Source organism: Duncaniella muricolitica (assembly GCF_910574735.1).
GTDB lineage: Bacteria > Bacteroidota > Bacteroidia > Bacteroidales > Muribaculaceae > Duncaniella > Duncaniella muricolitica.
Map to the genome: position 1 here is coordinate 1 of NZ_CAJTCF010000038.1, position 21,804 is coordinate 21,804.

Sequence of the window (21,804 nt, forward strand, 5' to 3'; positions counted from 1 at the left end):
TCAAATAGTTCGTCCATGCCCTCGGGCAGGCACATCCATATTGCATCTGCGGTTTTCATACCGCAAATTTAACACTTTTCTCAAAATCCATGCACCGCCATTTCGGCTTGACCCGGGAAAAGCCATATTGAAAATACATCTTCCCTTATAGCATCATCTAAAGAAATCGTAAAAGGTAAATTCAACAAGGCCTTTCTAAACCCGCCATTCCATCAAGAAGGAGAACCAGAACGGGACTTCATCGATGCCTCTATGGATGCACTAATACAAGGAGGCACATTCATTGGTGTAGTTTATACAGGAGTTTTTGCCGACGATGACAATTCGATATGGCGAAATAATTTTTTGCATAAGCACACTCTTTTGGCCATGATTAGTCTACCGGATGATCTTTTTTACCCCACAGCGGCACCAACATCCATTATGATTGCTAAAGCACACGAGCCTCAAAATCCTAATAAAAATGTGTTTATCGCAAAAATATGGAATGACGGTTTTGAAAAGCTGAAAGGTAAACGTGTTTTTTGTCCAGGCAGTGAAATCGACACAATAAGAGAAATGTATCGTAAATTTTCACATGGAGAACATGTCTCATCTGCAAATTGTACAACAATATCCGCATCAAAACTTATGGGCGGAGAAGAATATAGTCCTCAACAATGGCTCCCAAGCCAACAATTGACTAATGAACAAATAAAAACATTAGACGAAAAGACACTTAAATCTCTATTTGTTACGATTTCCAATTTCCCGGAAATTACTGAGAGTATCACCTCTACATCAATCAAAAAACATGAATTAGGTTCAAAACGAATACCTCTCAACCGAAGAGAACCACTTTCTTTTTTCTTTGACATCAAACAAGGGAAATCCGTTGGCGAGAAGAATTATTCAGATGGCATATGTCCATACGTATCAAGTGGAGATAATATGAATGGTATTGTCAGACTTGTATCACCAATCGAAGACGAAAAATGCACAGGATGCATATCTGTTTCTGCATTTGGGACTGCATACTATCAACCTTGGGACTTTATTGCTCGTGGCAATGGTGGATCAGCAGTAAGAGTTCTTGTACCAAAATATAAGATGTCAATCAGAGAGATCTTTTGGTTTATCGCACAAATTAATAGTCAAAGCTGGCGTTTCCCATATGCACGTATGGCAATAAAATCACGATTGAAACGTCTCGAGATTGTTTCTCCTCCTCAATATCTTGATAAACCATTTAATCTTAAAGAACGTATCACCCAATTCAAACAATCACTAACACAACTATCAATCGTATAGTTTTCAAATCATAAAAATAGCCCCATCTTGATTTCAAATTACAAATCAAGATGGGGCTATTTTTATGTAATTAGTCGATATATTGTCTTGACTAAATTCAAGGGATTTACGGCATTACAGTCTCGACGTCACGGGTCTCGATGGAACGCTCCATGGCTTCGGCTGCGGGGAATGAGTCGGTATACTCGTCCTTGCCCGACACGACGATGCGCTCGTAAGAGCGGAGGCCGGTACCGGCGGGGATGAGATGACCGCAGATTACATTCTCCTTCATGCCCTGGAGATAGTCGGTCTTGCCGTTGATGGCTGCCTCGTTGAGCACCTTGGTAGTCTCCTGGAATGATGCGGCCGACATGAACGACGATGTCTGGAGAGCTGCACGGGTGATACCCTGGAGTATCTGCTCGGATGTAGCGGGCTGTGCATCGCGCACGACGATGGGACGGAGGTCACGACGCTTGAGTGTCGAGTTCTCGTCACGCAGCTTGCGGGCTGTGATGATCTGACCCTTCTTGACATTCTCGCTGTCGCCGGCGTCGGTGACAACCTTCTTGCCCCAGATGCGGTCGTTCTCATCCATGAAGTCGCGCTTGTCGACAATCTGCTGCTCGAGGAATCCGGTGTCGCCCGGGTCGAGGATGTTGACCTTGCGCATCATCTGGCGTACGATTACCTCGAAGTGCTTGTCGTTGATCTTCACACCCTGCATGCGATACACGTCCTGTACCTCGTTGACGATGTATTCCTGCACCGCGGTCGGACCCATGATGTTGAGGATGTCGGCCGGAGTGATGGCACCGTCGGAGAGGGGTGTGCCGGCACGCACGTAGTCGTTCTCCTGCACGAGTATCTGCTTGGACAGGGGCACGAGATACTTCTTGGTCTCGCCAAGCTTGGAGGTGACGGAGATTTCGCGGTTGCCGCGCTTAACCTTGCCGAAGCGTACCTCACCGTCGATTTCCGACACGATGGCGGGATTGGACGGGTTGCGGGCCTCGAAGAGCTCGGTCACACGGGGCAGACCACCGGTAATGTCACCTGCACCACCTGTAGCGCGAGGTATCTTGACGAAGATTTCGCCGGGCTTCACATCCTGATTTTCGTCGACCATGAGGTGTGCGCCCACGGGGAGTGCGTAAGTCTTGACAATCTCGCCCGAGGCATCGACGATGTTGGCTTCAGGCACCTTGCCACGCTCCTTCGACTCGATGATAATCTTCTCGCGGATACCGGTCTGTTCGTCGGCATCGACACGATAAGTGACATTTTCCTCGAGGTTGGAGTAGCGTACCTTACCACCGACTTCGCTGACGATAACGGCGTTGAAGGGGTCCCATTCGCATATCACATCGCCCTTGCCGACCTTGGCTTCGTTGTCGAAGTAGAGCTTGGCACCATAGGGGATGTTGGCGTTGGTAAGCATCATCTTGGTCTTGGGGTCGATGATGCGCATTTCGGCAAGACGACCTATCACTACCTCGACGTTGCGACCCTTGGCATCAACCTCGTCGGTGCGTACAGTGCGGAGCTCGTCGATTTCGAGGATACCTTCGTAGCGCGATGTGATTGAGTTGACAGCCGCGATGTTTGAAGCCACACCACCGACGTGGAAAGTACGGAGGGTAAGCTGTGTACCGGGCTCACCGATTGACTGGGCTGCGATGACTCCGACAGCCTCGCCCATCTGCACCATGCGGTGTGTGGCGAGGTTGCGGCCGTAACACTTGGCGCAGACACCCTTCTTGGACTCGCAGGTGAGCACTGAACGTATCTCGACCGACTCGATGGGTGAAGCGTTGATGCGGTCGGCTGCGGCGTCGTTGATTTCTTCGCCGGCCTCGACGATAACTTCGCCGTTGGTGGGGTCAACGATGTCGTGGACTGACACACGGCCGAGGATACGCTCGCCGAGCGATGCGACAACCTCGTCGTTGTTCTTGATTTCTGTACATACCAGACCGCGGAGTGTGCCGCAATCGACCTCGTTGATGATGACGTCGTGGGCCACATCGACGAGACGACGGGTAAGATAACCGGCGTCGGCGGTCTTAAGAGCGGTATCCGCAAGACCCTTACGGGCACCGTGGGTGGAGATGAAGTACTCGAGCACCGAAAGACCCTCCTTGAAGTTTGCAAGAATCGGGTTCTCGATGATCTGGCCGCCCTCTGCACCGCTCTTCTGAGGCTTGGCCATAAGACCACGCATACCTGAGAGCTGACGGATCTGGTCCTTAGAACCACGGGCACCCGAGTCGAGCATCATATATACAGGGTTGAAGCCCTGCTTGTCCTCGGAAATCTGCTTCATGAGCGTATCGGCCAGACGAGAGTTGACGTGTGTCCAGATGTCGATGATCTGGTTGTAACGCTCGTTGTTGGTGATGAAGCCCATCGAGTAGTTGTTGAGCACTTCGTTGACCTGCTCGTAACCCTCGCGCACATACTGCTCTTTCTCTGCGGGAATGAGCACGTCGCCGAGGTTGAACGACAGACCGCCCTTGAAGGCCATGTAGTAACCGAGGTTCTTGATGTCGTCAAGGAACTTGGCCGAGCGGGGAATACCGCAATATTTGATTACCTTGGAGATGATGGTACGCAGCGACTTCTTTGAGAGAATCTCGTTGACATAACCGATCTCGTTGGGTACATACTGGTTGACAAGCACACGGCCTACCGATGTCTTCTCGATCAGACGCTTGCAGGGATTGCCCTGCTCGTCGATGTCGTCGACAACTACCGAGACGGGAGCGTGGAGTGTCACGCGGCCTTCGTTGTAAGCAATCTCAGCCTCTTCGGGGCCATAGAATTTCAGACCCTCGCCCTTGTCGCCGGGACGCAACTTGGTGATGTAGTAGAGACCAAGCACCATGTCCTGTGAAGGCACGGTGATAGGCGCACCGTTGGCGGGGTTGAGAATGTTGTGCGAACCGAGCATGAGCAACTGGGCCTCCAGGATGGCCTCGTTGCCGAGGGGGAGATGCACAGCCATCTGGTCACCGTCGAAGTCGGCGTTGAATGCCGTACATGCGAGCGGGTGGAGCTGGATGGCCTTGCCTTCGATCATCTTGGGCTGGAAGGCCTGGATGCCGAGACGGTGAAGTGTCGGGGCTCGGTTGAGCAGCACGGGGTGACCCTTCATCACATACTCAAGGATGTCCCATACGACAGGCTCCTTGCGGTCGACAATCTTCTTGGCACTCTTCACGGTCTTCACGATGCCGCGCTCGATGAGCTTGCGGATTACGAAGGGCTTGTAAAGCTCGGCCGCCATGTTTTTGGGAATACCGCACTCGTGCATCTTCAGCTCGGGGCCTACGACGATAACCGAACGGGCTGAGTAGTCGACACGCTTACCGAGAAGATTCTGACGGAAACGGCCCTGCTTACCCTTGAGCGAGTCGGAGAGCGACTTGAGGGGACGGTTGGCCTCGGTCTTGACAGCCGACGATTTGCGCGAGTTGTCGAGCAGCGAGTCAACAGCCTCCTGAAGCATACGCTTCTCATTGCGGAGAATCACCTCGGGAGCCTTGATTTCAATGAGTCGTTTCAGACGGTTGTTACGTATGATGACACGACGGTAGAGGTCGTTGAGGTCGGAGGTGGCGAAACGGCCGCCGTCCAGGGGCACGAGAGGACGCAGCTCGGGGGGAATCACAGGCACAGCCTGGAGTATCATCCACTCGGGCTTGTTGCGCTCGCGCGAGGCACGGAACGACTCCACTACCTGGAGACGCTTGAGGGCCTCGGTCTTGCGCTGCTGCGAGCCTTCGGCGTTGGCCTGGTCACGCAGAGCATATGAGAGGTCGTCGAGGTTGATGTCTCTGAGCAGGTCGTAGAGAGCCTCGGCACCCATCTTGGCGACGAATTTCTCGGGATGACCGTCCTCGAGCATCTGGTTTTCGCGGGGCAGACGGTCAACGATGTCAAAGTATTCCTCCTCGGTGAGAAGGTCGAGCTTAGCCACGGGCTTCTCGGGATCGAGCTCTGCGGCGGCTCCGGGATTGATCACGACATAACGCTCGTAGTAGACCACGGCGTCGAGCTTCTTGGAGGGGAGTCCGAGAAGGTAACCAATCTTGTTGGGGAGAGAGCGGAAGTACCAGATATGAGCTACGGGCACAACGAGCTTGATGTGACCCATACGCTCGCGGCGCACCTTTTTCTCGGTGACCTCGACCTTACAGCGGTCGCACGTGATGCCCTTGTAGCGGATGCGCTTGTATTTGCCGCAATGGCACTCGTAGTCCTTGACGGGACCGAAGATGCTCTCGCAGAAAAGGCCGTCGCGCTCGGGCTTGTAGGTGCGGTAGTTGATGGTCTCGGGTTTCAACACTTCGCCGCTCGACTTCTCGAGAATCTCCTCGGGCGATGCAAGTCCGATGGAGATTTTGGAGAATCCGGTTTTCTGTTTGTTGTCTTTTCTAAAAGCCATATATATGTTATGGAGATATGCAGTTATAAAAAAGTGGTGGTGAGGAGAGTCGAGGAGAGATGCTGACAGTCTATTACGGCTCGAGGTTGATGCTCAGACCCAGACCGCGAAGCTCGTGCAGAAGCACGTTGAGCGACTCGGGGATGCCGGCGGGCGGCATTGCCTCACCCTTGACGATGGCTTCGTAGGTCTTGGAGCGGCCGGTGACGTCGTCACTCTTAACAGTGATAATCTCCTGAAGGATGTGTGATGCGCCGAAGGCTTCGAGTGCCCAGACCTCCATCTCTCCGAAACGCTGACCACCGAACTGTGCTTTACCGCCGAGGGGCTGCTGGGTGATGAGCGAGTACGGACCGATGGAGCGTGCGTGCATCTTGTCCTCGACCATGTGGCCGAGCTTAAGCATGTAGATCACACCCACGGTGGCAGGCTGGTCAAACTGCTCGCCTGTGCCACCATCGAAGAGATAGGTCTTGCCGTAGCGGGGCAGACCGGCCTTGTCGGTCCATTCGTTGAGGTTTTCGAGAGTGGCTCCGTCAAAGATGGGGGTTGCAAACTTGACATCAAGCTCGCGGCCGGCCCAGCCGAGAACGGTCTCGAAGATCTGACCGAGGTTCATACGCGAAGGCACACCCAGAGGGTTGAGCACGATGTCGACAGGCGTACCGTCGGCGAGGAAGGGCATATCCTCCTGGCGCACGATGCGCGACACGATACCCTTGTTACCGTGACGGCCGGCCATCTTGTCACCCACACTGATCTTACGCTTCTTGGCTACGTAGACCTTGGCGAGCTTCATGATGCCCGAGGGTAGGTCGTCGCCTATCGAGATGTCATACTTCTTACGACGGTGAGCGGCTTCGATTTCCTTGCTCTTGCGCAGGAAGTTTACGATGGTGGCGCGGATGAGGTCGTTCTTGTGTGCGTCAGCAGTCCACTTCGACAGGTTGATTGTGTCATAGTCAATCTCCTTGAGTGTGCCGGAGGCAAACTTTGAGCCCTTGGGTATTACCTCGGTGCCGAGGAAGTCCTTGACACCCTGCGAAGTCTTGCCTTCGGTAAGAGTCATGAGCTTCTTGACGAGAAGGTCTTTCAGTTCGTTCTGACGCTCTTCATACTCCTCGTCGAGTTTGGGGAGCACTGCGCTCGAAGCCTTCTTGGTCTTCTTCTTCTCAGCCTTCTGATAGAGGTGTGTGCCGATTACGACGCCCTTGAGCGAGGGAGATGCCTTGAGTGATGCATCCTTGACATCGCCGGCCTTATCGCCGAAGATGGCGCGGAGCAGCTTCTCCTCGGGAGTGGGATCGCTCTCACCCTTGGGGGTGATCTTACCGATCATGATGTCACCGGGGATGATGTGGGCACCTATGCGCACGATTCCGCGCTCGTCCAGGTCCTTGGTGGCATCCTCGCTGACATTGGGGATGTCGGATGTGAGCTCCTCCATACCGCGCTTGGTCTCGCGCACTTCGAGAGTGAAATCGTCGACGTGCACTGAGGTGAGAATGTCCTCACGCACCACGCGCTCGTTGAGCACAATGGCGTCCTCATAGTTGTAACCCTTCCAGGGCATGAACGCTACCTTGAGGTTGCGGCCGAGCGCGAGCTCGCCCTTCTCGGTGGAGTAGCCTTCGGTGAGGATGTCGCCCTTGACCACGCGCTGACCCTTGTTGCAGATGGGACGAAGGTCGATAGTAGTGCTCTGGTTGGTCTTGCGGAACTTGGGCAGACGGTATTCCTTGACGCTGTCCTCGAAGGATACAAACTCTTCCTCCTCGGTGCGGTCATAACGGATACGTATTACAGTGGCGTCGACAAACTCGATGACGCCGGCACCCTCGGCCATAATCTGTGTGCGGGAGTCGCGGATGAGCTGACCCTCGATGCCGGTGCCGACAATCGGGCTTTCGCTACGCATGAGAGGTACGGCCTGGCGCATCATGTTTGATCCCATGAGCGCGCGGTTGGCGTCGTCGTGCTCGAGGAAGGGGATGAGCGATGCGGCTATCGAGGCGATCTGGGTGGGCGATACATCCATGAGCTCCACCTGGTCGGGAGCGACGATGGGGAAGTCGGCGTCCAGACGGGCCTTCACGCGGTCGTTTATAAACTCGCCGTCGTCCTTGACGGGCGCGTTGCCCTGGGCGATGATTTTGCCCTCCTCGATTTCAGCGGTGAGATATACCACCTCGTCGTTATTGAGGTTGACCTTTCCGTCCTTGACCTCACGGTAGGGAGTCTCGATAAAGCCGAGATCGTTGATCTTGGCATACACGCAGAGTGATGATATAAGACCGATGTTAGGACCTTCAGGGGTCTCGATAGGACAAAGACGACCGTAGTGGGTGTAGTGTACGTCTCGCACCTCGAAGCCTGCACGCTCGCGCGACAGACCGCCGGGGCCGAGGGCCGACATACGACGCTTGTGGGTGATTTCGGCCAGAGGATTGGTCTGGTCCATGAACTGCGACAGCGCGTTGGTGCCGAAGAACGAGTTGATAACGCTCGAGATAGTCTTGGCGTTGATAAGATCGATGGGGGTGAACACCTCATTGTCGCGGACGTTCATGCGCTCGCGGATGGTGCGTGACATACGAGCGAGGCCTACACCGAACTGGTTGTAGAGCTGCTCGCCCACAGTGCGCACGCGACGGTTGCTCAGGTGGTCGATATCGTCGACATCAGTCTTGGAGTTGATAAGCTCGATAAGATACTTGATGATGGCGATGATGTCCTCCTTGGTGAGCACCTTGACATCCATCGAAGTGGTGAGGCCGAGCTTCTTGTTGATACGATAGCGGCCCACTTCGCCGAGGTCATAACGCTTCTCGGAGAAGAAGAGGTTAAAGATAACCTCACGTGCACTCGCATCATCCGGCGGCTCGGCGTTGCGAAGCTGTCGGTAGATGTACTGGATGGCCTCCTTCTCTGAGTTAGTGGCGTCCTTCTGAAGGGTGTTGAATATGATTTTGTAGTCGGTGGTGTTGACATCCTCCTTGTGGAGAAGGATAGTCTGCACGCCCGAGTTGAGAATATTTTCGATGTCTTCCTCCTCGATGATGCTCTCGCGGTCGAGTATGACCTCGTTGCGCTCGATAGAGGCTACCTCACCGGTATCCTCGTCGACGAAGTCCTCGGCCCATGTCTTGAGCACACGGGCGGCAAGCTTGCGGCCGAGAGCTTTCTTGAGGTTGGTCTTGTTGACCCTTACCTCCTCGGCCAGACCGAAGATTTCGATAATATCCTTGTCGCTCTCCAGGCCGATGGCACGGAGAAGAGTGGTGACAGGAAGTTTCTTCTTACGGTCGATGTAAGCATACATCACATTGTTGATGTCAGTGGCAAACTCGATCCAGCTTCCGCGGAAGGGGATGATACGCGCGCTGTAGAGCTTGGTGCCGTTGGCATGGGTGCTCTGTCCGAAGAACACACCGGGCGAACGGTGAAGCTGCGACACGACCACACGCTCGGCACCGTTGATGACAAAGGTGCCCTTGTCGGTCATGTAGGGAATCGCTCCGAGATACACGTCCTGTATCACAGTGGCGAAATCCTCATGGTCGGGGTCAGTGCAATAGAGCTTGAGCTTGGCCTTGAGGGGCACACTGTAGGTGAGTCCGCGCTCCAGACATTCGTCGATAGTGTAGCGGGGCGGATCGATGTAGTAGTCGAGAAATTCGAGTACAAAGTTGTTGCGCGTGTCGGCTATGGGGAAGTTCTCGGCAAAAACCTTGTAAAGACCCTCGTTGTTACGCTTCTCGGGAGGTGTGTCGAGCTGAAGGAAATCCTGGAAGGACTTCAGCTGCACCTCGAGAAAATCGGGGTAAGGGAGTGGATTTTTTACCGTCGCAAAGTTAACGCGCGGTTTGATGGCTTTGATGTCTGACATCTAATGTTGATTAATCGTTATTAGAGTTGAGAGAGTGATGCTGATTGACACACACTCATGAAAGAGCCTTGATTAACTATATTTAACACCAGTAAAAGAGCCTAACACACATATTTTCAAGCTAAACACCCTTAAAACAGGGCAAAACAGGCGTCAAAAGGCTTAACTTTTATTAATAAATATAATTATTTATGATTTTTTATAAATAACACGGGGCTCTTAACGCAAACAGGTTAAGAGACTCCCGGGGGAGTATCTTAACCTAAAATTTGCTTATGTCGTGATAGTGGCATGGGGGGAAGAGTCCCCTACTGTGCCGTCACGGCAGTTATAAGTCGGTAGTAAGCTTATTTGAGCTCAACCTCAGCACCGGCCTCTTCGAGCTGCTTCTTGAGACCCTCAGCGTCGGCCTTAGCCATGCCTTCCTTGAGTACAGAGGGAGCACCGTCTACCATCTCCTTAGCCTCCTTGAGGCCGAGACCTGTGAGCTCCTTAACGAGCTTAACAACGGCGAGCTTGCTTGCGCCGGCTGACTTGAGCACTACGTCGAAAGAAGACTTCTCTTCCTCAGCGGCAGCACCACCTGCGGCGGGGCCGGCTGCTACTGCAACGGCTGCAGCTGCGGGTTCGATACCGTACTCTTCCTTGAGGATCTGAGCGAGTTCGTTGACTTCCTTAACGGTGAGATTAACGAGTTGTTCTGCAAAAGCTTTGAGATCTGCCATGATTGTATAGATGTTTTGTTGTTTTTGATTGGGGTTGAAAGAATGGTTGAATTATCGAGATTAAGCCTCCTTCTTCGAGAGGGTCTCGAGGATGCCGTGAAGCTTGTTGCCGCCGGACTGAAGGCCGGAGATAACGTTCTTGGCGGGTGACTGGAGAAGAGCGATAACGTCGGCGATAAGCTCGTTCTTGCTCTTGATAGCCACGAGAGTGTCGAGCTGGTCGGCACCGACATAGATGGTCTCCTCGACATAAGCAGCCTTGAATGCGGGCAGCTTAGCCTCTTTGTCGGCCTTGAGAATCTCCTTGATGAGCTTGGCGGGAGCGTTGCCAGTGTTGCTCAGCATGAGAGATGTGGAGCCGTGGAGCACACCGTAGAGCTCGGTATAGTCACCTTCGAGGCTCTCGAGAGCCTTGTGGAGAAGGGTGTTCTTAACCACCATGAGCTTGATGTCGGCCTTGTTGCAGGCACGACGCAGAGATGTGGTCTTCTCAGCGTCAAGACCGGCGGTCTCGACGAGGTAGAAGCAGCCATACTCCTGGATAGTCTTGGCTATGTTCTGGATAGCTATGATTTTATCTTCCTTTTTCATTTTGTTCAGTCAGCTTTAGATGGATTATTCATCAATCGACTTGGGGTCGATTTTGATGCCCGGACTCATGGTGCTCGAAAGATAAATGCTCTTGATGTAGGTACCTTTAGCGGTAGCGGGCTTGAGTTTGATGAGAGTGTTGATAAACTCGCGGACGTTCTCCTTGGCAGCCTTGGGCTCAAACGACACCTTGCCTACCGAAGAGTGAACGATACCGTTCTTGTCAACCTTGAAGTCGATCTTACCCTTCTTGACCTCCTCGACAGCCTTGGCTACGTCGACGGTCACAGTGCCGCTCTTGGGGTTAGGCATGAGGCCACGCGGACCGAGTACACGGCCGAGGGCACCGATCTTACCCATGATAGCGGGCTGGGTGATGATGACATCAATGTCGGTCCATCCGCCCTTGATTTTCTCAATATACTCATCGAGGCCAACATAGTCGGCTCCGGCGGCCTTGGCGGCTGCCTCTGCGTCAGAGTTGCAGAGCACGAGCACGCGCACCTGCTTGCCGGTACCGTTGGGGAGTGTTACCACGCCACGTACCATCTGGTTAGCCTTACGGGGGTCTACGCCGAGACGTACATCCACGTCGAGCGAAGCATCAAACTTGGTGAAGGTAATTTCCTTTACAAGCTCCACAGCCTCCGAGAGAGTGTAAGCCTTGTTTGCATCAACCTTCTCCTGCGCGATTTTTTGATTTTTGGTCAGTTTACTCATGTCAATCGAAGATTAAATGTTTTCGGGGAAAGTTCCTTTCACGGTGATACCCATGCTGCGGGCTGTTCCGGCAACCATACGCATTGCCGACGCAACGTTGAAACAGTTCAAATCGGGCATTTTGTCCTCAGCAATAGCCTTTACCTGGTCCCAGGTGATCTCGGCTACCTTGTTACGGTTAGGCTGGGCCGAACCGCTCTTGATCTTGGAAGCCTCGAGGAGCTGGATTGCTACCGGCGGGGTCTTGACAACGAAGTCAAAGCTCTTGTCAGTGTAATAAGTGATTACTACGGGAAGTACCTTACCGGCCTTGTCCTGGGTGCGGGCGTTGAATTGCTTGCAAAACTCCATGATGTTGATACCCTTCGAACCGAGGGCCGGACCAACTGGAGGAGAGGGGTTTGCTGCGCCTCCCTTGATTTGCAATTTGATCTGTCCAGCAATTTCTTTAGCCATGATAAATCTAAATTTTTGTTAATGATTCGGTTAAAACGATGCCGTCGTGAACGGAGCCGACGCTGTGATTTCGTAACCAATACACTGTGTCCTGCCCATCAGTCGTGACATCTCCCGTGGTCTCCGGCACTCATCACAAACTTAACCTCTCCCATGCCGCCTCGTTGGAGGGGACGACCCGGAAGGGGATGTAAGCCTGTGCACCGAGCGTGCGCCCGGACACCGCGCGATTGTTATTCACGCACTACTTGCGAGTTCTCGAGTTCGAGCGGAGTTTTACGCCCGAAAATCTTGACCATCACTTTCAGTTTCTTCTTCTCGCGGTTGACTTCCTCAATGATTCCGTCAAAACCGGTGAAGGGGCCTGAGGTTACCTTGACAGCCTCGCCTACGATATAGTCATTGCCATCCGATGCTGAGTCAAGCAGCTCGTCGGCCGCGCCGAGCATACGGCGCACTTCCGATTCGCGCAGCGACTCGGGCGCAGCATCCTTGCCACGTCCGCGCAGGAAGTCAATAACGTTTGTTGTATTGCGCAGCTCATAGAGTACCTCGCCTGTAAGAATGCACTCGACGAAGACATAACCGGAGTAGAGATTCTTCTCCTTTATGACCTTCTTGCCATTCTTCACCGACATAACCTTCTCGGTAGGTATCAGCACCTGAAAGACGTAGTCGCCGAGGCCGGTGTTGCGGATTGCTCCGTCAAGCACCTCTTTCACCTTAGCTTCCTTGCCTGAGATGGCGCGAAGCACATACCAAGCCTTCTTTAATTCTTCAGCCATTGCCGTGATTTACCTGATAGGGGTTAACGTCCGAGTGAGTAGATAAAGTGCATGATAGTGTCCACCACCTGGTCCATCACGAAGATAATCGCAGCTATGATAATGGAAGCGATAAGCACGATTACCGCGCTTTTGACCAGTTGGGTCTTAGTAGGCCAAGAAGTCTTATACCGTAACTCGGTATATGACTCCTCGATATCCGTAAGCAGTTTAAGTTTACTCATTTGCGTCTATTTTTAGCACGGGACGAGAGACTCGAACTCCCGACACCCGGTTTTGGAGACCGGTGCTCTACCAACTGAGCTAGTCCCGTATGAAAGAAACCGGCCACGCGTGAAGTCAATTATGGCACGCCTCGCTACGAGGCCGGTTTATTATGGGTTGGGGTTAATTGCTAACCCTATGAGTGGTATTACTCAAGAATCTCGGTGATCTGACCCGAACCTACGGTGCGGCCACCCTCACGGATAGCGAAGCGAAGACCTGCGTCGCAAGCTACCGGGTTGATGAGCTCTACGTTGATCTCAACGTGGTCACCGGGCATTACCATCTCTACACCTTCGGGGAGAGTGATCTCACCGGTTACGTCAAGTGTACGGATGTAGAACTGGGGACGATACTTGTTGTGGAACGGAGTGTGACGGCCACCTTCCTCTTTCTTGAGGATATAAACAGAAGCTTTGAACTTGCTGTGGGGCTTAACAACACCCGGATGGCAGATTACCATACCGCGCTTGATGTCTTTCTTGTCGATACCGCGGAGAAGGAGACCTACATTGTCACCGGCTTCGCCCTGATCAAGAAGCTTGCGGAACATCTCAACACCGGTTACAACCGACTTCATGTCTGCGCCAAGACCCATGATCTGAACTTCGTCGCCTACCTTTACGATACCAGTCTCGATACGACCGGTAGCAACTGTACCACGACCGGTGATTGAGAACACGTCCTCAACAGGCATAAGGAAGGGTTTGTCGATGTCGCGGGGAGGCAGGGGAATCCAGTTGTCAACAGCCTCCATGAGCTCCATAACCTTCTCTTCCCACTGGGGCTCACCGTTGAGAGCACCGAGGGCAGAGCCACGGATGATGGGAGTCTCGTCGCCATCGTATTCGTAAGTCGAAAGAAGATCACGCATCTCCATCTCTACGAGGTCGAACATCTCTTCGTCGTCGACCATGTCGCACTTGTTGAGGAATACGACAAGACGGGGAACGTTCACCTGACGGGCGAGAAGGATGTGCTCGCGAGTCTGGGGCATGGGACCGTCGGTAGCGGCTACTACGATGATAGCACCGTCCATCTGAGCGGCACCTGTTACCATGTTCTTAACATAGTCAGCGTGTCCCGGGCAGTCTACGTGAGCATAGTGACGGTTAGCGGTCTCATACTCTACGTGAGCGGTGTTGATAGTAATACCACGCTCTTTTTCCTCGGGAGCGTTGTCGATCTGGTCAAACGACTTAACCTCTGAGAGGCCTTTCTTAGCGAGCACTGTGGTGATGGCTGCGGTAAGAGTAGTCTTGCCATGGTCAACGTGGCCGATGGTACCGATGTTAACATGCGGCTTCGTTCTTTCGAATTTTTCTTTTGCCATAACTTTGCTATTATTGCTTGATTAATGATTGCTTTTTGACAAGACGCCACGATAGCGTAAAAGCACTATCGAGGCCGTCTACTGTGTGAAAATAGAGCCGATGGCGGGATTTGAACCCGCGACCTCTTCCTTACCAAGGAAGTGCTCTACCCCTGAGCTACATTGGCATTGTGTTTTCGCTTAAAAAAAAGTGGAGCGGAAGACGAGGCTCAAACTCGCGACCCTCAGCTTGGAAGGCTGATGCTCTATCAACTGAGCTACTTCCGCAATTGGAGTGTGGGCGAAGATGGATTCGAACCACCGAAGGTATAAACCAGCAGATTTACAGTCTGCCCCATTTGGCCACTCTGGTATTCGCCCTAATAAGTTTCGTTGAGCCTCTTGTCGGATTCGAACCAACGACCCCGAGATTACAAATCACGTGCTCTGGCCAACTGAGCTAAAGAGGCAACAAGTTTATGTTCTCTTGCTGTTGAGCATAGGTGTTTTGCTCAATTGCGATGCAAAATTACAATGAATATTTTTACCATGCAAATATTTCAGCAACTTTTTCGCATCTTTTTTGTTTCTATTAACATATTGTGCCCATTCTGCAACATTACCACATTATTATATATAAAGGGCACGAATATACACATCATAGTCACCCACCTTGACAACAACACCCTACAGCCCCGGTCACGTCAGATAGATATGCCGTAATCGTGCTTGAGCTCGTCCATCACAAAAGTCGACTCGAAAGAATACACCTCAGGCATCGTGCCGAGCACATTGAGCACAAACTCTCTGTAGGTCTTCATACTCGACGCCTGAATCTTGAGAAGATAATCAAACTGTCCTGATATATTGTAGCATTCCGTGACCTCACGCAGTCCGAGCATGGCACGCGCAAAGGTGTCGGCCACCTCAAGATTCTGCTGCTTGAGCTTCACACTGCAATACACCGTAAATCCCATATTGAGCTTCTCCACATCAAGCACCGCTACATATTTCAAAATATAACCCTCGCGCTCGAGCCGTTTGAAACGCTCATAGACCGGTGTGGACGAGAGATTGACTCGCGCACCAATCTCTTTGAGTGTCAAACGGGCGTCCTGCTGCAACAGGCGCAATATCTTTACATCAGTTTCATCAAGACGTTCGGGATTAGAAGCCATATCTACCTTTTTTCTACGTGTGTATTATCAGATGACAGCATTTTGGAACTTTTCCGGAATGCGTTTTGCAAATATAGGGAATATTTCTATATTTTCACAAACATTTACAGAAACATTTTCCTTAATATTAAATTTGCCCAAGAAAATAATCAGCCTCACGCATCAATACAGCAAAGGATTCACACTAAAGCCGGCCCCGGCAACCCATACGGCACAACCATCCGACCTTACAACGCGTTTATTTTTCAACATCTGCCTGACACAAACCTCAAGACTATATGAAAATCGCTTACTCACTCACCGAACTTATCGGACACACTCCTCTGCTCGAAGTGTGCAACATAGAGCGCGCCGAAGCCCTCAAAGGACGCGTACTTGTAAAAATCGAAGCCTTCAACCCGGGCGGAAGCATCAAAGACCGCGCCGCCCTTGCAATGATAGAGACCGCCGAGCAGGCACGCCTCCTCTCGCCGGGAGCAACCATCATCGAGCCGACAAGCGGCAACACCGGCATCGGCCTCGCATGGATAGCCGCAGTAAAAGGCTACCGCCTGATACTCACCATGCCCGAGAGCATGAGCATAGAGCGGCGTAAGCTCCTTGCCGCGCTTGGTGCCACGCTCATCCTCACCCCTGCGGCCGAAGGCATGAGCGGAGCCATACGCGAAGCCCAACGCCTCCACCGAGAGACACCCGGCTCATTTATCCCGTCACAGTTTGACAACCCTGCCAATCCCGCCATACACCGCTCGACCACAGCCCGTGAGATATGGGACGACACCGACGGCCAGGTCGACGCCATCGTCGCAGGCGTAGGCACAGCCGGCACTCTCATCGGCACAGCCCGAGGACTTAAATGGCGCAATCCGGCCATCAAAGCCTTTGCTGTCGAGCCGGCCGAATCGCCGGTGCTCTCAGGCGGAAATCCCGGCCCGCACAGCATCCAGGGCATCGGAGCCGGATTCATCCCCGCCAACTACGATCCCGCAGTAGTCGACGGCATCATCTGCGTGGAGAGCAACGAAGCCGCCGCATGCTCACGCCTGCTCGCCCGTTACGAAGGTCTCCTCGCCGGCATATCGTCGGGAGCAGCCCTCGGAGCCGCCATGCGCCTTGCCCGACAGCCCGAATATGAAGGGCGCATCATCGTAGCCATCCTCCCCGACACCGGCGACCGCTACCTCTCGACCCCAATCTTCGACCGGCCGGAATAAAAGCCTCAACTTCTCTCATCAAATAACCCGCATATCTGCATCCTCATGGATTTTTTTTGGCGAAATCTTCTTAAGGTTTCGCCAATTCTTTATAATTTTGCACATTATAACCGAAAAATCTATGTACAGGACAAATACATGCGGTGAACTCCGCATTAGCGACGCCGGCCGCGAAGTAACGCTGGCCGGTTGGGTGCAGAGAGCACGCAAAATGGGCGGAATGACCTTTGTCGACATCCGCGACCGCTACGGCATCACACAGGTAGTGTTTGAGAGCGACGCTGACGCTTCGCTCTGCGAGGCCGCCAACAAACTCGGCCGCGAGTGGGTGATACAGGTGACCGGCACCGTTGCCGAGCGCACCAGCAAGAACGCCCACATCCCCACGGGCGACATCGAGATCATAGCCAAAGAACTGAAGGTGCTCAACCGCAGCGAGGTACCTCCCTTCACCATCGAGGACGACACCGACGGCGGTGACGACCTGCGCATGAAGTATCGCTACCTCGACCTGCGCCGCTCATGCGTACGCTCCAATCTCGAGCTGCGCCATCGCATGGCGTTCGAGATACGCCGCTATCTCGACTCAAAGGGCTTCCTCGAAGTGGAGACCCCCGTGCTCATCAAGTCGACCCCCGAGGGCGCACGCGACTTCGTAGTGCCCTCGCGCATGAACCCCGGACAGTTCTACGCACTGCCCCAGTCGCCTCAGACATTCAAACAGTTGCTGATGGTAAGCGGATTTGACCGCTACTTCCAGATAGTGAAATGTTTCCGCGACGAGGACCTTCGCGCCGACCGCCAGCCCGAGTTCACACAGATTGACTGCGAGATGTCGTTTGTCAATCAGGAGGATGTGCTCGGCATGTTTGAGGGCCTTGTAAAACATATATTCAAATATGTAAAAGACATCGACTTCACCGCGCCCTTCCCCCGCATGACATGGGCCGACGCCATGCGTCTCTACGGCTCCGACAAGCCCGACACCCGTTTCGGCATGGAGTTTGTCGAGCTCAAAGACCTCACCGGCGGCAAAGGCTTCGCCGTGCTTGACGATGCAGAATATGTAGGAGCCATCGTGGCCCCCGGATGTGCCGGCTACACCCGCAAGCAGCTCGACCAGCTCACCGACTTCGTGAAACGCCCCCAGGTAGGTGCCAAAGGCATGATGTGGGTCAAGGTCGAAGAAGACGGCTCGATCAAATCGTCGGTATCAAAATTCTACACCGAAGAGGAGCTCCGCGCCTGGACCGACCGAGCCGGCGCACAGAAGGGCGACCTCATGCTCATACTTGCCGGTCCTACAATGAAGACCCGCAAGCAGCTCTGCGAACTGCGTCTCGAGATGGGCTCGCGCCTCGGTCTGCGTGACCCGCAGAACTTCTCCTGCCTCTGGGTGGTCGACTTCCCCCTCTTCGAGTGGGACGAAGAGACACAGCGTTACTACGCCATGCATCACCCCTTCACCGCCCCCAACCCCGACGACATCCACCTGCTCGACTCCGACACAGGCGCGGTGCGTGCCACTGCCTATGACATGGTGGTCAACGGCAACGAGCTCGGCGGCGGCTCCATACGTATCCATGAGGCCGAACTGCAGGACAAGATGTTCCGCCTGCTCGGCTTGAGCGAGGAGGACGCACAATACAAGTTTGGCTTCCTCATGAACGCCTTCAAATACGGTGCACCCCCTCACGGCGGACTCGCCTTCGGCTTCGACCGCTTCGTGTCGATACTCGCCGGACTCGACTCAATCCGCGACGTCATCGCCTTCCCCAAAAACAACTCGGGACGCGACATGATGATCGACGCACCCTCGGCCATCGACGACACACAGCTCGACGAGCTCCAAATCAAGCTCGATCTTAAATAATTGAAAGCATCATAAAGATTAGAGTTTAAAGTTTATGATTTAGGTTACACATGACCTGACATAACCTTTAAACTCTTTTTTCATACACTCCCCCAACCATCTCACCGCAAAAAATGACACATGCCGACATCATAAGCGTCATCGAAGCCTACGCCTCCCCCACCCTTCAGGAATCCTGGGACAACACCGGCTGGCAGGTAACACCCTCCGGGACAACCGACCTATGCACAGGAGTCATGACGTGTCTCGACATCACCCCCGCCGTTGTTGACGAAGCCCGCGCCAAAGGGTGCAATCTCATCATCTCGCATCATCCCCTTATATTTCGCGGACTTCGCTCCATCACCGGAGCCGGCAACGCCGAGCAGGCCGTCATCTCGGCCATACGCTCAGGCATAGCCATCTATTCGAGCCACACCGCGCTCGACAGCACCCAGGGCGGAGTAAGCCACGAGCTCGGCTCACGCCTCGGGCTCACCGACATGCGCCCGCTCTCACCCTCATCCGTCAGCCCCGACGCCGGACTGGGCGTCATCGGCACCATCTCCGGCGGCATCACCCGCGCCGCATTCATCGAGACCGTCAAAAGAGCATATGACGCACCGACCGTGCGCGTCACGCAAGGCCCCCGCGAGACCGGCGACATCCACACCGTGGCCCTCTGCAGCGGTTCGGGAGGCGAATTTATCACCACCGCCATAACCCTACGGGCCGACGCATACATCACCTCCGACGTGCGTTATCACGACTTTCTCGACCATGGTCAAAAGATAATCATCATCGACACCGGGCATTTTGAGAGTGAAATATGCACTAAATCAATTTTTTCACGCATTATTTCCCAAAAATTTCCTAACTTTGCAGTCCATATGGCCACTTGTGAGCAAAATCCCGTGGCCTATATATGACTTCACCCGCCTCGGGCTGAAGCCATGATGCATTAAACCCGGCAATCAAATAACTACATCAACATATGGCCAAAGAGCAATCAAAAATCGACCAGGCTAACTCGGTAGAACACCGCCTCCGCTCCCTCTACGAGCTTCAGACAATCCTCTCTGAAATCGACCGCATCCGCACCATCCGCGGCGAACTCCCCGAGGAAGTGCGCGACCTCGAGGACGTAATAGCCGGTCTGCACACACGCATCGACAAGTACAACCACGAGATCGAGGAGCTGCGCTCCATGACCGCCCAGGAACAGAACAAAATCCAGGTGGCACAGGAGCAGATAGCAACCTACAAGACTCAGCTCGACAACGTGCGCAACAACCGCGAGTTTGACCTCCTGTCAAAAGAAATCGAGTATCAGACCCTCGAGATACAACTCTCTGAAAAGCGCATAGGCCAGTATGGCCGCGAGATCGACGCCAAGACAGCCGACATCGCCGCAGCCGAGGAGAGCCTCGTTGACCGCAACCACATCCTTGCCGACAAGCGTCAGCAGCTCGAAGAAATCATCTCCGAGACCAAGAAAGACGAGGAAGTGCTCCGCGCCAATGCCAAAGACCTCGAAGCCCGCATCGACGACCCACGCACCCTCGCCGCCTTCAAGCGCATCCGTAAGAACGCCCGCAATGGCCTCGGCGTCGTCTACATCCAGCGCAACGCCTGCGGCGGCTGCTTCAACCGCATCCCGCCACAGAAGCAGATGGAAATCAAGATGCACAAGAAAATCATCGTGTGTGAATACTGCGGACGCATCATGATCGACCCCGATCTGGCCGGCGTGACATCCGAGCACACCAACGGTTAATTTCCCCACCCCATCACCACGCACCCTATCCACCTCATGGACAAGATACAACCCGGCAAATACGTAGAAATAGCCTACAACCTCTATGCCTCGCTGCCCGGACAGCCCGAGACCATGGTACATACCGTCGAGGCCTCCGAGCCCGAACGATTCATCTATGGCGTGACCCCGGGACTCATAGCCGCACTCGCAGCCGCTATTGACGGACTCGAGCAGGGAGCCTCGTTTGACGTCAAAATCGAGCCCGCCGACGCCATCCCCTATAACCCCGACGACGTGGCCACCCTTGACCGCAACCTCTTCCTCGACGACAACGGCAAGCTCGACTCACGCGTCAAGAAAGGAGCCAAAGTGCCCATGTTCACAGCCGACGGCTACCAAATAACAGGCACCGTGCTCGAAGTCAACGACAAGGCTGTCACCATGGACTTCAACCATCCACTCGTAGGACAGGCCCTCCACTTTGCCGACGGCAAAATCATCACCGTGCGTGACGCCACACCTGAAGAGCTCCACCCCTCACGCTGCGGAGGCGGTTGCGGCGGATGTGGAGGCGGATGCGGTGACGACAGCTCCTGCGGTGATGGAGGCTGCTGCGGAGGCTGCAACTGACAATCACTACCCGACAGCCATTCCGGCAGACACACTCCGGGCCTCACAAAGCCTGACCAAACTATCAGTATATCCAACCTTAAATAACCCCATAACCTTCGGGCAAGTCCCGAACAAAAAGACATATGGCAACAACTGCAGACTTCAAAAACGGTATGTGCCTCGACATCGACGGCCAGTACTTCTTCATCGTAGAATTTCTCCACGTAAAGCCCGGCAAAGGCCCCGCTTTCGTACGCACAAAACTCAAAAATGTACAGACCGGCCGCGTTCTCGACAAGACCTGGAACTCGGGCGTTAAAGTCAATGAAGTGCGCATCGAGCGTCGTCCCTACCAGTACAGCTACAAGGACGACATGGGCTATCACTTCCTCCACACCGAGACATGGGAAGAGGTAATCATCCCCGGCGAAAGCATCGAAGGCGTACAGTTCCTCAAGGACGGCGACATCTGCGAGGCCATGGTACACGCCGAAAGCGAGACCATCCTCACCTGTGAAATGCCCACCTCGGTAGTGCTCGAAATCACCTACACCGAGCCCGGCATCAAGGGCGACACCGCCACCAACACACTCAAGCCCGCGACTGTAGAGACAGGTGCCGAAGTGCGTGTACCCCTCTTCTGCAACATCGGCGACAAGGTAGTCATCGACACACGCGACGGCTCATACAAAGAGCGCGTGAAAGAGTAACACCTCTTCGGTCAC

Annotated in this window: 17 protein-coding genes and 5 tRNA genes; 7 read left to right on the plus strand and 15 right to left on the minus strand. The window is 53.7% G+C overall.

Annotation, left to right across the window (positions count from 1 at the left end; genetic code table 11):
• The first annotated feature begins 165 nt into the window (after window positions 1–165).
• Window positions 166–1,290 carry an N-6 DNA methylase gene (locus tag QGT73_RS09555; protein ID WP_280122319.1) on the plus strand — a complete coding sequence of 375 codons (1,125 nt, stop codon included), beginning with the start codon at window positions 166–168 and terminating at the stop codon, window positions 1,288–1,290.
• 106 nt (window positions 1,291–1,396) lie between these two features.
• On the opposite strand, the gene rpoC is transcribed toward QGT73_RS09555, so the two are convergent.
• The 15 genes from rpoC to QGT73_RS09630 form a co-directional block, all read right to left on the minus strand.
• A complete protein-coding gene (gene rpoC, locus QGT73_RS09560; protein ID WP_280122301.1) occupies window positions 1,397–5,722 on the minus strand; it encodes a DNA-directed RNA polymerase subunit beta' in 4,326 nt (1,441 codons plus the stop codon).
• A gap of 73 nt (window positions 5,723–5,795) precedes the next feature.
• The gene (rpoB, locus tag QGT73_RS09565) at window positions 5,796–9,611 is read right to left on the minus strand and encodes a DNA-directed RNA polymerase subunit beta (protein WP_123617770.1); all 3,816 of its coding nucleotides are present in this window, start codon (window positions 9,609–9,611) and stop codon (window positions 5,796–5,798) included.
• Between the two features lie 347 nt (window positions 9,612–9,958).
• A complete protein-coding gene (gene rplL / locus QGT73_RS09570; RefSeq protein WP_280122302.1) occupies window positions 9,959–10,336 on the minus strand; it encodes a 50S ribosomal protein L7/L12 in 378 nt (125 codons plus the stop codon).
• Window positions 10,337–10,396: 60 nt separating this feature from the next.
• Window positions 10,397–10,927 (minus strand): 50S ribosomal protein L10, encoded by a 531-nt coding sequence (gene rplJ, locus QGT73_RS09575; protein ID WP_123617768.1) that lies wholly within the window; start codon window positions 10,925–10,927, stop codon window positions 10,397–10,399.
• A gap of 24 nt (window positions 10,928–10,951) precedes the next feature.
• Window positions 10,952–11,647 (minus strand): 50S ribosomal protein L1, encoded by a 696-nt coding sequence (gene rplA, locus QGT73_RS09580; RefSeq protein ID WP_123617767.1) that lies wholly within the window; start codon window positions 11,645–11,647, stop codon window positions 10,952–10,954.
• Between the two features lie 12 nt (window positions 11,648–11,659).
• Complete coding sequence (gene rplK, locus QGT73_RS09585; protein ID WP_123617766.1) at window positions 11,660–12,103, minus strand: 50S ribosomal protein L11; 444 nt, start codon at window positions 12,101–12,103, stop codon at window positions 11,660–11,662.
• A 233-nt stretch (window positions 12,104–12,336) separates the two neighbouring features.
• A complete protein-coding gene (nusG, locus tag QGT73_RS09590) occupies window positions 12,337–12,888 on the minus strand; it encodes a transcription termination/antitermination protein NusG (RefSeq protein WP_123617765.1) in 552 nt (183 codons plus the stop codon).
• Window positions 12,889–12,911: 23 nt separating this feature from the next.
• Entirely contained in the window at window positions 12,912–13,112 is a 201-nt protein-coding gene (gene secE / locus QGT73_RS09595) for a preprotein translocase subunit SecE (RefSeq protein WP_280122303.1), read from the minus strand.
• Between the two features lie 16 nt (window positions 13,113–13,128).
• Window positions 13,129–13,201: transfer RNA gene (locus QGT73_RS09600), tRNA-Trp, on the minus strand.
• 99 nt (window positions 13,202–13,300) lie between these two features.
• A complete protein-coding gene (gene tuf / locus QGT73_RS09605; RefSeq protein ID WP_123617763.1) occupies window positions 13,301–14,485 on the minus strand; it encodes an elongation factor Tu in 1,185 nt (394 codons plus the stop codon).
• Window positions 14,486–14,580: 95 nt separating this feature from the next.
• Window positions 14,581–14,652: transfer RNA gene (locus QGT73_RS09610), tRNA-Thr, on the minus strand.
• 24 nt (window positions 14,653–14,676) lie between these two features.
• Window positions 14,677–14,752 (minus strand) — tRNA-Gly (locus QGT73_RS09615).
• A gap of 10 nt (window positions 14,753–14,762) precedes the next feature.
• Window positions 14,763–14,845 (minus strand) — tRNA-Tyr (locus tag QGT73_RS09620).
• A gap of 15 nt (window positions 14,846–14,860) precedes the next feature.
• Window positions 14,861–14,934 (minus strand) — tRNA-Thr (locus QGT73_RS09625).
• A gap of 234 nt (window positions 14,935–15,168) precedes the next feature.
• Window positions 15,169–15,642: an Lrp/AsnC family transcriptional regulator gene (locus QGT73_RS09630; protein WP_280122304.1), complete on the minus strand. Its 474-nt coding sequence runs from the start codon at window positions 15,640–15,642 to the stop codon at window positions 15,169–15,171.
• A 278-nt stretch (window positions 15,643–15,920) separates the two neighbouring features.
• Between QGT73_RS09630 and cysK the strand changes: the two genes are divergently transcribed.
• The 6 genes from cysK to efp all read left to right on the plus strand — a co-directional run bounded on the left by cysK (window position 15,921) and on the right by efp (window position 21,789).
• Window positions 15,921–16,856: a cysteine synthase A gene (gene cysK, locus QGT73_RS09635; RefSeq protein WP_280122305.1), complete on the plus strand. Its 936-nt coding sequence runs from the start codon at window positions 15,921–15,923 to the stop codon at window positions 16,854–16,856.
• A gap of 121 nt (window positions 16,857–16,977) precedes the next feature.
• On the plus strand, window positions 16,978–18,729 hold the full coding sequence (gene aspS / locus QGT73_RS09640; RefSeq protein WP_280122306.1) for an aspartate--tRNA ligase: 1,752 nt from the start codon (window positions 16,978–16,980) through the stop codon (window positions 18,727–18,729).
• A 113-nt stretch (window positions 18,730–18,842) separates the two neighbouring features.
• Window positions 18,843–19,637: a Nif3-like dinuclear metal center hexameric protein gene (locus QGT73_RS09645; protein ID WP_280122307.1), complete on the plus strand. Its 795-nt coding sequence runs from the start codon at window positions 18,843–18,845 to the stop codon at window positions 19,635–19,637.
• A gap of 65 nt (window positions 19,638–19,702) precedes the next feature.
• Complete coding sequence (locus QGT73_RS09650; protein ID WP_280122308.1) at window positions 19,703–20,485, plus strand: zinc ribbon domain-containing protein; 783 nt, start codon at window positions 19,703–19,705, stop codon at window positions 20,483–20,485.
• A 36-nt stretch (window positions 20,486–20,521) separates the two neighbouring features.
• Window positions 20,522–21,097, plus strand: a complete 576-nt coding sequence (locus tag QGT73_RS09655; RefSeq protein WP_280122309.1) for an FKBP-type peptidyl-prolyl cis-trans isomerase — start codon at window positions 20,522–20,524, stop codon at window positions 21,095–21,097.
• 125 nt (window positions 21,098–21,222) lie between these two features.
• A complete protein-coding gene (gene efp / locus QGT73_RS09660) occupies window positions 21,223–21,789 on the plus strand; it encodes an elongation factor P (RefSeq protein WP_123617756.1) in 567 nt (188 codons plus the stop codon).
• Window positions 21,790–21,804 lie beyond the last annotated feature (15 nt).